Here is a 10656-nt window from a genome sequence, read left to right on the forward strand (position 1 = left end):
TCATGGGGTAACTCCAGATACGAAAGAGAAGTAGGGGTGGTGGGTTCAACACGCGGCGGGGTGCGGCCCCGCTCAGTAGGATTGCGCCCGCATGGATGCGGGGTGGCCGGGCAGGGAAATACACGTACCGGTATCGGTCAGGCCGTTGTCTTCCACGGCCAGCACCTGCATGGTTGCGTCCAGAAAATTGCCGACGTACAGGTAGCGGCTGTCGGGGCTGAAGGCGATGCCTTCGGGCAAGGCGCCCACGTCGATGGCGCCCGCGCGGGTGACGCGCCGGCCGTCGATGCGCAACAGCACGATCTGGCCGTGCGGGTGATGGAACCAGTCGGACGAGGGGTTGTTGGAGCCTTGCACGATGGCCACGGCGGCGTGGCGGCCATCGGGGCTGATGGCGATGCCTTCGGGGCCGTCTTCCACCATGACCCGGTCGATGACGCGCGGCGGGTTGCTAAGCAGATCCACCACGCTGATGGAATCCGCATGGCCGTCGGACGCCGTGGGGCTGCCCATGTCCACCACCAGGGCTAGCGCGCCGTCGGGCGACACGACCAGGTTGAACGGCACCAGGCCGGTGGTCAGATCTTCGGACGAATCGTGCGTGACGCGGGGCGTGGGGCCGGTGTCGTCGATGCGCAGCACGGCCAGGCGATGCGTATCGGTCTTGACGGCATAGGCGCGGCGGCCATCTGCCGAGAACGACACGGCGACCACGGGCGTGCCCAGATCGACTTCGGCGCAGACGGCCACGCGGCCATCGCGAATGCTTAGCACCGATATCGAGCGGCCCGCCTTGTTGGCGACGAGGGCCATGGTGCCCGCGCGGTTGATCGACAGGCCGGACGGTTGCAGGCCCACTTGCAGCGTCTGCACGATGGCCGGCGGGGTGGCGGCCAGGTCCACCACATACAGGTCACGGCCCGGGGTGGGCTGCCAGCCCTTGCTGTCGGCGCGTTCGGGCCACGCCATGGAATCGGCGATCAAGGCCAGACGCTGGTCCGGCGTCACGGCCAGGTTGACGGGCGGGCCGAACAACGAGTTGGGTAGCGCCAGCGTGGCTACGAGGACAGGCGCGGCGGGGTTGGCAGCGGCGTCGAAGATACTGAGCGAATCGCGGCCGGGCGCCAGGAAGCGGATCCGGCCGTCGTCCCAGGTGACTTTCTCGTCGTTGCCGACCAGCAGGTAATGCGGCGCGAGGGTAGGCGGGTGTGCCTCTGGCATCGGTGCGGTGCCGGGGGTGGGGGGCAGGGGCGTCGTCGCGGGGCTGGTTGCCACAGGGCTGGTCGTCACCGGGCTGGTCGTCACTGCGGTCGGGTGTGCTGTCATGCGGCCAGCTCCCGCGCTTCGGGCACGGCCAGCGTCGCGCCGATCAGTTGCCGGGTGTACGGGTGCTTGGGCGAAAAGTAAACCTGATCCGCCGCGCCACGCTCGACCACACGGCCGCCTTGCAGCACGACAATCTCGTCCGCAATGTGCTGCACCACCGCCAGGTTGTGGCTGATGAACAGATAGCCCAGGCCGCGTTCGCGTTGCAATTCCATCAGCAGATTCAGGATCTGCGCCTGCACGGAGACGTCCAGCGCGGAAGTCGGCTCATCGCAAATCAGCAGCTGGGGCTCCAGCATCAGCGCGCGGGCAATCGCCACGCGCTGGCGCTGGCCGCCCGACAGTTCACGCGGGTAGCGGGCGGCAAACGCGGGCACCAGCCCCACGGCGTCCATCATGCGGCGCACCGCGGCCGCTTGCGACGCGGTGTTGCCGATGCCATGCACGCGCAGCGGCGCGGTCAGGATCTCGTTGATGGTGCGGCGCGGGTTCAGCGACGAATACGGGTCCTGGAACACCATCTGGATGCGGCGTGCGCGGGCGCGGGCCGGCATGGCGGTCAACGGCTTGTCGTCCAGCAGCGCCTGCCCTTGTGTGGGCGCCAGCAGGCCCAGCATCAGCTTGGCGATGGTGGACTTGCCGCTGCCGGATTCGCCAACCAGCCCGATGGTCCGGCCAGCGGGCACGCGCAGGTTGATGTCATGCAGGATGCGCGGTGCGGGGCGGCGCGAGAACAGGCTGGCACGGCCGTATTGAAACGACAGCGCGTCCAGGCGGATGCTGCCGGGCGGGGGGGGGGATGGGGTGGCCGACGGCATTGCGGTGGTTTTGTTCAGGGATGCAGTCATGCCAGCGCTCCTGCGCGCAGCGCGCCGGGTTTCACACACAGGCAGCGGTGTTCGCCCTGCACGCGCGGGGCGATCGGCTGCGCGCAACGAGGTTCCGCCACCGGGCAACGGTCGCGGAACGCGCAACCCCGGATGGCGGTATCCAGCGACGGTACGGCCCCGGCGATGGTGGGCAAGTCGGTATGCGGCGCGGTGCGGCCGGGTTGGGGGATGCAGTTCAACAGCATGGCGGTGTACGGATGGCGCGGGTCCGCGAGCACCTCGGCCACGCTGCCGCCTTCCACGATGTCGCCTGCGTACATGACGATGACGTGGTCGGCGATGCGGGCCACCAGCCCCATATCGTGCGAGATGAACACCATGCCCAGGCCGAACTCGGCCTGGATGTCGCGCAGCAGGTCCAGCAGTTCGGCCTGCACGGTAACGTCCAGCGCGGTGGTGGGCTCGTCGGCAATCAGCAGTTCCGGGCCGCACATCAGCGCCATGGCGATCATCACGCGTTGGCGCAAGCCGCCCGACAGTTCAAACGGATACTGGCGCATGCGTTCTTCGGGGTTGGTGATGCCGACGCGGCGCAGCAGGTATTGCGCGCGTTCCGCGGCCTGGCGGCGGCTGACGCGCTGGTGCCGGCGCATGACGTCGATCAACTGCGTGCCGATCTGAAACACCGGGTTCAGCGACGTCATCGGATCCTGGAAGATCATGGCGATGCGCGCGCCGCGCAGCTCGGCCAGCTGGCGCGGCGTCAGCGTGGACAAGTCCTGCCCGGCGAATTCCAGCCGCGTCATGCGGCGGCGCGCGGCGGCGGGCAGCAGGTCCAGCAGCGCCAACGCCGTCAGCGATTTGCCGCAGCCGGATTCGCCGACGATGCACAGCGTCTTGCCGCGTTCAAGTGTGAAGTCCACCGCGCGCACCACATGCTTGGTGTGCGTGGCGGTGTGGATGTCGATATGCAGGTTTTCAACCCGCAGCAGCGGGTGGGACGTCGCGGTCATGGCCTCAACCCTTTTTCATCTGGATGGCGCGCAGCGTTTCGCCCGCGCGGTTCACGCACAGCACGAGCACGAACAGCACGATGCTGGGGATGACCACCAATGACGGCTGGAACAACATGTTTTCCTTGCCCTCGGCAATCATCAGCCCCAACGACGGCATTGGTGCGGGCACGCCCAGCCCCAGGAACGACAACGAGGCTTCCAGCGTGATGGCCATGGCCGCGTCCACCGTGCCGATAATGAGCAGGTTGCCCACCAGGTTCGGCAGAATGTCGCGCCAGATGATTTGCAGATGCGTACAACCTTGCAGCCGCGACGCGGTGACGAATTCGGCATTGCGCAGGCCGGCGGCCATGGTGCGCGCCACCAGTGCGTAGCGTTCCCACAGCAGCAGGCCCAGCACCAGCACCACCACGGTCAGCGACGCGCCCACCACGGACACGACGGCCAGCGCCACCAGGATGATGGGCAGCGCCAGACGGGCGGTGATCAGAAAGGACACGGCGCGGTCCACGGCGCCGCCGAAGTAGCCGGCGACCACACCCAGGGTGGTGCCGATCAGCCCGCCCATCAGCGCGACCGACAAGCCGATCAACGCCGAAACGCGCACGCCGTAGAGCGCGCGCGCCAACACGTCCCGGCCCAGTTGGTCGGTGCCCAGGATATGGTTCCAATCGCCGCCTTCGGCCCACACGGGTTCTTGCAGGCGCGCCAACAGGTCTTGCGAATACGGGTCGTGGGAAATCAGGTACGGGCCGATCAGGCCGGCCAGCACCAGCAACGCCAGCACGGCAAGGCCAAGCATGCGGCCGGCACGGGCCAGACGGTCGCCGCGCCGTGGCGCGGGCAGGGAAGTCGCATTAGCGGTAACAGCGGTATTCATGAGGCGGCTCGCACGCGGGGGTCCAGCCAACCGTTGACCAGGTCGGCAAGCAGGGTGAGCACGATGTAGATCAGCGCAAAGATCAGGATCAGCGCCTGCATCGTGGGAAAGTCGCCACGCAGGATGGACGTCCAGGCCAGCAGGCCGGCGCCGTTGATGGCGAACACGGTTTCGATGACGACGGAGCCGGCCAGCAAGGTGCCCATCTGCGCGGCCGCCAGGGACACCAGGGGCCGCAGCGCGTTGCGCAGCGCGTACTTCAACACCACGCTGGCGCCGCCCAGCCCCATCGCACGCGCGGTGCGGATGTAGTCGGTGGCCAGCACGGTTTCCATTTCGGACTTCATCAGCCGCAGCATCGCGGGCATGGCGAACAGGCCCAGCGCCACCACCGGCATCACGTAGTGCTTCCACGTGTCAAAGCCCGAGGCGGGCAGCCATTGGTTGCGCACGCTGAACACGATGATGAGCAAAAACGCCAGGCAGAACGGCGGCATGGCCTGTGCGCAGGCGGACAGCAGCATGGTGGCGCGGTCGATCAAGGACCCTTTGCGCAAGCCGGCCAGCACGCCCAGCGGTATCGCCAGCAGTAATGCAAAGGCCATCGCGGCCAAGCCCAGCTTGGCGGTGGCGGGGAAATGCTGGCCCAGCAATTCCGCCACGGGGCGGCTGAAGTAAAGGCTGTCGCCAAAATCACCGCGCACCACGCCGGTAAGCCAGCGGCCGTATTGCACCAGGATGGGGTCGTCAAAGCCGTGCTGTTGCGATAAGCGGGCGGCGTCGGCCGCGCTGCCTTCGCCGGCCAGGCGCGCGGCCGGATTGCCGGACGCAAACACCAGCGAAAAACTGATCAGCGATACGAACACCACCAGCAAGGCGGCGACCATCAAGCGGCGAAACAGGAATGCAATCATGGGTCAACCTATATGGCTTGCGTCGGCTGGCATCGGCGCGCACCGACAAGCACCGACAAGCATCGACATGCTGCGGCTTGCATTGGCGCGCGCCGTTCCGCCCAGGCCCATCAAGCGCCTGGATCGGACGGGCACAACGGTTGGAATATCACCTGGGCGCAACGCCCCTCGGATCAGTTCCAGAAGGCCTTGTAGAAGCGCGGGAACTCGTCGCCGTCCACCGAGAAATTCAGGCCTTTGGCCTGCACGGCATTCAGCGAGTGATTCCACAACGGCACCCAGTACGCCTGATCGGCCACGATCTTCTGCGCGGCGGCGTAGTTCTTGGCACGCAGGTCGCGGTCTACCGATGTGTCGGCGGCTTCCAGGTACTTGATGACCTCGGGGTTGCGCGCCTGGTCGTCCGGGCCGCCACGGAAGAAGTTGCTGGTGGACAGCGCCGCGTCGGCAATGCCGTACGAGCCCCAGTTGGACGCCAGCATGGCGGTTTTGCCGTCGCGCCAGTTGGTCATGGCGGCGCCGTATTGCTGTTCCACCAGGTTCACCTTGATGCCGGCCTGCGCCATTTGCGCGGCGGCGGCGTCCAGGATGCTGCGCGGCGGGGCAGAGATCACCAGGTCCAGCGTGATGCCGTTGGGGTAGCCGGCCTGGGCCAGCAATTGCTTGGCGCGGGCGGGGTCGAACTTGTAGGCCTGTACATCGGCCGAGCAACCGAACTGCGCCGGGTTGCACGCCGCGTTGATGACCTTGGACGCGCCGCCCACCAGTGCCTTGCGGATGGCCTCGCGGTCGATCGCATGGTTGATGGCCTGGCGCACTTCCTGCTTGGCCAGCGGCGATTTGCCGTCGTCAAAGCGCGGGTTCAGCGAGATATAGCTGATGCGCATGATGCTGCTGCTTTTCACGGCTACCGACGGCGTTTTCTCCATGCGCTTGGCCACGTCGGGCGGCACGCGCCAGATCCAGTCCAGCCCGCCGGACAGCAGCTCGGCGTACTGCGTGTTGGCGTCGGGCAGCACGCGCACCACCAGTTTCTGCACGGCGGGCTTGGCGCCGAAGTAGTCGTCAAAGCGTTCGTACACGTAGCGGCTGCCGGGCTGGCTGTCGGTCAGGCGGTAGGGGCCGGTGCCGATGGGCTTGGCGCCCATGTCGGACTGGTTGGCCTCGTAGTACTTGCGCGGATAGATCGGCAGGTTTTCCGACAGCATTTCCAGCGCCAGCGGGTAGGGCGTCTTCATCTTGATGCGCACGGTGTCGTCGCCGACTTTTTCCGCGCGGGCAATCCAGGCCACCTGGTTCTGAAAGCGCGCCTTGTACGTGTCGGACGACACCAGGTTCAGCGTGTACAGCACGTCGTCGATGGTCAGCAGCGAACCGTCGTGAAACTTCACGTCGCGGCGGATCGGCAGGTCGATCGTGGTGTCGTCCACGAACTTATAGCCGGTGGCGATGGACGGGCCGAATTCCCCCGTGTCCTGGTTTTTTTGCAGCAGGCCCGAAAACACCATGCGCGCCAGCGCCAGGCCGGGGCGGTCTGATTCCTTGTAGGCGTCCAGCGTGGCGGGCGCCGCGTCGAACGCGATGTTGAGGGAATTGTCGGCCTTGTTGGCCTGGGCGGCATGAGCGCCTAGCGCCAATAGCGCCGCGCTTATCACCTTCACGGTACGGGTCAGCTGCATGTTTTTCACCTTGAACTGTTTTTATGTGTTGGAACTACGGGTGCTGCGGGGACTGCGAATTCACGTTTCAACGGACAAGCCGATCCCCTTGCCGCGGGCGGCGCAATCTGCGCCGGCGGTGCTTGCACGGTCGGTAAGGGAAAAGGCCGGGGCGTCAGGCCAGGGCGGGTTAGCGGGTTATGAGGTCATGGGCTCATCGAATCCCAACGTTGCCGAAATCTTCCCGCAGACGCGCCAGGATGCCGACCAGGTGGTCATGCATGGCGTGGCGCGCGCGGATGGGATCGCGGTCGACGATGGCCGCGAGGATGCGTTCGTGTTCTTTCTGCGCTTCGATCCACACCTTGGTGGTCACGAAGTGTTCTTCCAGGCGGTGGAACACCGGGCTTAACGTGCTCAGGTGCCAGATGTGCGAAATGGCGGCCGCCAACGCGGCATTGCCGCACGCCGCGCCGATGGCGCTATGGAAGGCGCGGTCATGCACGCTGGGCGATTCGGTCAGCGACATGCCGTCGTGCGCGGCGCGGATGGCGGCAATCTGTGCGGGCGACGCTTTCTGTGCGGCCAGCGCCGCGCATTCCGGCTCGATCAGCAGGCGGGTTTCCAACAGGTCGAAGGGGCCGATGTCGGTGGCTTCAACATTGCCCTGCGCGCTGTCGGCGGCCGCTGCGGGCGGCGTGGCCGTGTCACGTGCATCGTGATATTGGCCGTCTTCGCGCGGGGCGCAGACGAACACGCCCGTGCCCACGCGCACATCCACATAGCCTTCGATTTCCAGGGCGATCAGCGCCTCGCGCACCGACGCCCGGCTCACTTGCAGTTGCTCGGCCAATTCACGCTCGGCCGGCAGGCGGCCGCCAACCGGAAAGTGGCCCGCCTTGATGCGCGCGGCGATCTGGTCGGCAATCATGCGGTAAAGGCGGGTGGGGGCAACAGCCTGAAGGGAATTCATCGTGGCGTGAGAGTGGGTTCCGGGGGGTAGAGCGTAATAGGTCTGGGGCGGATGTGTCTTGGATAACGTTCTGACCGGGCCCGGCCTTGGGTGCGGAGCCCTGTGGAAATCAACCCGCTCTGTACAGCTGCCTGATGGTCTGGTGGTCAGGCCACTGGACGAAATGTACCGGAGCCGGACCCGCTTGGGAATCGGGGCGGGCGCCTATTTGCCGGTTTTCAGGGAAAACCACTAGCAGCGCCGCATCGTTTATGCTTCGCGAAAATCTCCTTGAACCGCCCATTAACAGGTCGATCAATCCGCCGATGGCCCTGCGGGTTGGCTTGCCGATTGACCTGACGATCAACCCGCCGATCAACCCGCCGATCCTCCCGCCTTCATGACTGATTCCCGCTATCCCTCGCTTGCGCACTGGGGCGCGTTCACCGCCGTAGTGAAAGACGGGCGAGTCGTCGGCTGCGAGCCCTTTCATGCCGACGCCGCGCCGTCGCCCATGTTGGACTCCATCGCCGAAATGCAGCATTCGCCGTTGCGGGTGCAGCGGCCGGCCGTGCGCCGGGGCTGGTTGGCGGGCAATCGCCAGCGCGAAGGCGATGACTACGTTGAAGTGGAATGGGACCACGCACTGGACCTGGTGGCGGGCGAACTGGCCCGGGTGCGCGCGCAGCACGGGCCCGGCGGCATCTTTGGCGGCTCGTATGGCTGGTCGTCGGCGGGCCGCGTCCACCACGCACGCAGCTTGATCCGGCGGTTCCTGTTTCAAGGCGGCGGCTGCGTCGATCAAGTGGGTAACTACAGCTGGGGCGCGGCGCAATTTCTATTGCCGCACGTCATCGGCACCTTCAGCCCGGTCAGCGGCGACGTCACCGACTGGGACAGCGTGCTGGCCAACACGCGCGTCATCGTGGCCTTTGGCGGCATTCCCGCCAAGAACAGCCAGGTGACATCGGGCGGGGCGGGGCTGCACAACCTGCCGGCCTGGTTGGCCCGCGCGCAAGCGGCCGGCATCCGCCTGGTGGTGCTCAGCCCCACGCGCGCCGATGTGCCGGACGGCATCGCCGCCGAGTGGATTCCGATTCGACCCAACACCGATACCGCGCTGATGCTGGCCATGGCGCACACCTTGCTGGCCGAAGGGCGGCACGACGCGTCGTTTCTGGCCGGCCACTGTGTGGGCGCCGATACCTGGGCCGACTACCTGAAGGGCGTGTCCGACGGTCGGCCCAAGGACGCGCAATGGGCGGCCGGCATCTGCGGTGTGCCGGCGCCCACCATCGCCGCGCTGGCTCGCGCCATCGTGGCGCAACGCAGCCTGTTGACGGCGGCGTGGTCGTTGCAACGGGCGCAACATGGCGAACAGCCGTACTGGGCATTGATCGGGCTGGCCGCGCTGGCCGGTCAGATCGGCTTGCCGGGCGGGGGCTTTGCCTTCGGCCACGCGTCCTTGAACGGCATAGGCCAGCCGCGCCGGCGGGTGCCCGGCCCCGAAGTGCCGGTGCCGAAGAACCCGGCACAGCTTGCCATCCCCGCCGCGCGCATCGCCGACATGCTGCTGGCGCCCGGCCAGCCGTATGATTTCAACGGCGCGCGCCACACGTATCCGGACATCAAGCTGATCTATTGGGCGGGCGGCAACCCGTTCCATCACCATCAGGACCAGAACCGTTTGCGGCAGGCGTGGACCAAGCCCGATACCGTGATCGTGCATGAATCGTGGTGGACGCCGTTGGCGCGCCGCGCCGACATCGTTCTGCCCGCCACCACGTCGCTTGAACGTTGCGACGTGGGCGGGTCGTCGCGCGACCCCTACGTGTTTGCCATGCACCGCGCGGTGGCGCCGCAAGGGCAGGCGCGCAATGACTTCGACATCTTTGCCGACCTGGCGCGGCGCGCGGGCTTTCACGACGCCTACACGGCGGGGCGCGACGACATGGGCTGGTGCCGCCACGTGTACGACGGCATGCGGGGGGGCTGCGCCGAACGCGGCGTAACGTTGCCGCCGTTCGATGAATTCTGGGCGCGCGGCTACGCCGAGGTGCCCGCGCCCGATTCGCCGTACGTGCTGTTCGAGGACTTCCGCCGCGATGCGCAAGCGCATCCGCTGCGCACGCCCAGTGGCAAGATCGAACTGGCCTCCGACGTGGTGGCGAGCTTTGGCTATGCCGATTGCCCGGGGCATCCCGTGTGGCTGGCGCCATCGGAATGGCTGGGCGCGCCCGTTGCCGACACGTGGCCACTGCATCTGCTGACGAACCAGCCGCGCCATCGTCTGCACAGCCAGTTGGATCCGGCCGCGTTGTCGCGGTCAAGCAAGATCCAGGGCTGCGAACCCATCTCGATGCACCCGGACGACGCGGGCGCGCGGGGCATCGCCGACGGCGACCGCGTGCGTGTGTTCAATGCGCGCGGGGCCTGCCTGGCCGGCGTGCAGCTGGATGCCGGCATGATGCCGGGCGTGGTGCAGATGTCCACGGGCGCGTGGTCCGACCCGGATGGCGATCTGGACCGGCACGGCAATCCCAATACGCTGACGGCGGACATCGGCACGTCGCGGCTGACGCAGGGGTCCAGTGCGCAGACGGCGCTGGTGCAGGTGGAGCCTGCCCCGGTCCCGGCCCTGAATCCTGCCCTGAATACCGACCCGAAGCCCGACCCGAAGCCCGACCCGAGCCCGACCGCTGCGCATAAGGCTTGGCAATTGCCCAATATTTCGCCGGCGGCATAGGGGCGCGCGATGGCTCTGATTTCGATCCCCACGAGTCTTAGGCCCCTATGACCCTTATGCCCGACCCTTATGCCCGACCCTTATGCCCCGATGACCCTTATGACTTGAAGCGGCAGTGCCCCCCGCGTCAAGGATTTCCCGGGCATATCATTACAACGGCACGTTCTGATTTCTAGCGGCAAACTCCGGATTCCTTATTTACCGACCTGCGACATCGTGCCCCGCACTCGCATGTCTTTCTGATCCGGAGTGCACAATGAGCCGTCACCGCTACCTGGGCCTGGCCCTGGCCCTGTCAGCGTCCGTGCTGTCTACGTCCGTGGTGTCGGCGGCG

The 10656-nt window shown here is 66.7% G+C and carries 8 protein-coding genes; 1 reads left to right on the forward strand and 7 read right to left on the reverse strand.

Annotation, left to right across the window (positions count from 1 at the left end):
* Positions 1-72 precede the first annotated feature (72 nt).
* The 7 genes from ACNPP0_RS07060 to ACNPP0_RS07090 all read right to left on the reverse strand — a co-directional run bounded on the left by ACNPP0_RS07060 (position 73) and on the right by ACNPP0_RS07090 (position 7597).
* Positions 73-1326 (reverse strand): lactonase family protein, encoded by a 1254-nt coding sequence (locus tag ACNPP0_RS07060; protein ID WP_448705431.1) that lies wholly within the window; start codon positions 1324-1326, stop codon positions 73-75.
* Complete coding sequence (locus ACNPP0_RS07065; RefSeq protein ID WP_442880244.1) at positions 1323-2144, reverse strand: ATP-binding cassette domain-containing protein; 822 nt, start codon at positions 2142-2144, stop codon at positions 1323-1325. The genes ACNPP0_RS07060 and ACNPP0_RS07065 overlap by 4 nt, the downstream gene beginning before the upstream one ends.
* 26 nt (positions 2145-2170) lie before the next feature.
* A complete protein-coding gene (locus ACNPP0_RS07070) occupies positions 2171-3169 on the reverse strand; it encodes an ABC transporter ATP-binding protein (protein WP_332608241.1) in 999 nt (332 codons plus the stop codon).
* A 4-nt stretch (positions 3170-3173) separates the two neighbouring features.
* Positions 3174-4052 carry an ABC transporter permease gene (locus ACNPP0_RS07075; RefSeq protein WP_332608240.1) on the reverse strand — a complete coding sequence of 293 codons (879 nt, stop codon included), beginning with the start codon at positions 4050-4052 and terminating at the stop codon, positions 3174-3176.
* The gene (locus ACNPP0_RS07080; RefSeq protein ID WP_332608239.1) at positions 4049-4966 is read right to left on the reverse strand and encodes an ABC transporter permease; all 918 of its coding nucleotides are present in this window, start codon (positions 4964-4966) and stop codon (positions 4049-4051) included. The genes ACNPP0_RS07075 and ACNPP0_RS07080 overlap by 4 nt, the downstream gene beginning before the upstream one ends.
* Before the next feature lie 173 nt (positions 4967-5139).
* A complete protein-coding gene (locus ACNPP0_RS07085; protein ID WP_448705432.1) occupies positions 5140-6645 on the reverse strand; it encodes an ABC transporter substrate-binding protein in 1506 nt (501 codons plus the stop codon).
* A 193-nt stretch (positions 6646-6838) separates the two neighbouring features.
* The gene (locus ACNPP0_RS07090) at positions 6839-7597 is read right to left on the reverse strand and encodes a FadR/GntR family transcriptional regulator (RefSeq protein WP_448705433.1); all 759 of its coding nucleotides are present in this window, start codon (positions 7595-7597) and stop codon (positions 6839-6841) included.
* 379 nt (positions 7598-7976) lie between these two features.
* On the opposite strand from ACNPP0_RS07090, the gene ACNPP0_RS07095 reads away from it, so the two are divergent.
* A complete protein-coding gene (locus tag ACNPP0_RS07095) occupies positions 7977-10322 on the forward strand; it encodes a molybdopterin-dependent oxidoreductase (RefSeq protein WP_448705434.1) in 2346 nt (781 codons plus the stop codon).
* Positions 10323-10656 lie beyond the last annotated feature (334 nt).

This window comes from Achromobacter semiaridum, assembly GCF_053543755.1.

Bases quoted from the DNA above. Each gene is read 5' to 3' on its own strand.
- ACNPP0_RS07060 (WP_448705431.1), bottom strand. From the start codon at position 1,326: ATGACAGCACACCCGACCGCAGTGACGACCAGCCCGGTGACGACCAGC.
- ACNPP0_RS07065 (WP_442880244.1), bottom strand. From the start codon at position 2,144: ATGCCGTCGGCCACCCCATCCCCCCCCCCGCCCGGCAGCATCCGCCTG.
- ACNPP0_RS07070 (WP_332608241.1), bottom strand. From the start codon at position 3,169: ATGACCGCGACGTCCCACCCGCTGCTGCGGGTTGAAAACCTGCATATC.
- ACNPP0_RS07075 (WP_332608240.1), bottom strand. From the start codon at position 4,052: ATGAATACCGCTGTTACCGCTAATGCGACTTCCCTGCCCGCGCCACGG.
- ACNPP0_RS07080 (WP_332608239.1), bottom strand. From the start codon at position 4,966: ATGATTGCATTCCTGTTTCGCCGCTTGATGGTCGCCGCCTTGCTGGTG.
- ACNPP0_RS07085 (WP_448705432.1), bottom strand. From the start codon at position 6,645: ATGCAGCTGACCCGTACCGTGAAGGTGATAAGCGCGGCGCTATTGGCG.
- ACNPP0_RS07090 (WP_448705433.1), bottom strand. From the start codon at position 7,597: ATGAATTCCCTTCAGGCTGTTGCCCCCACCCGCCTTTACCGCATGATT.
- ACNPP0_RS07095 (WP_448705434.1), top strand. From the start codon at position 7,977: ATGACTGATTCCCGCTATCCCTCGCTTGCGCACTGGGGCGCGTTCACC.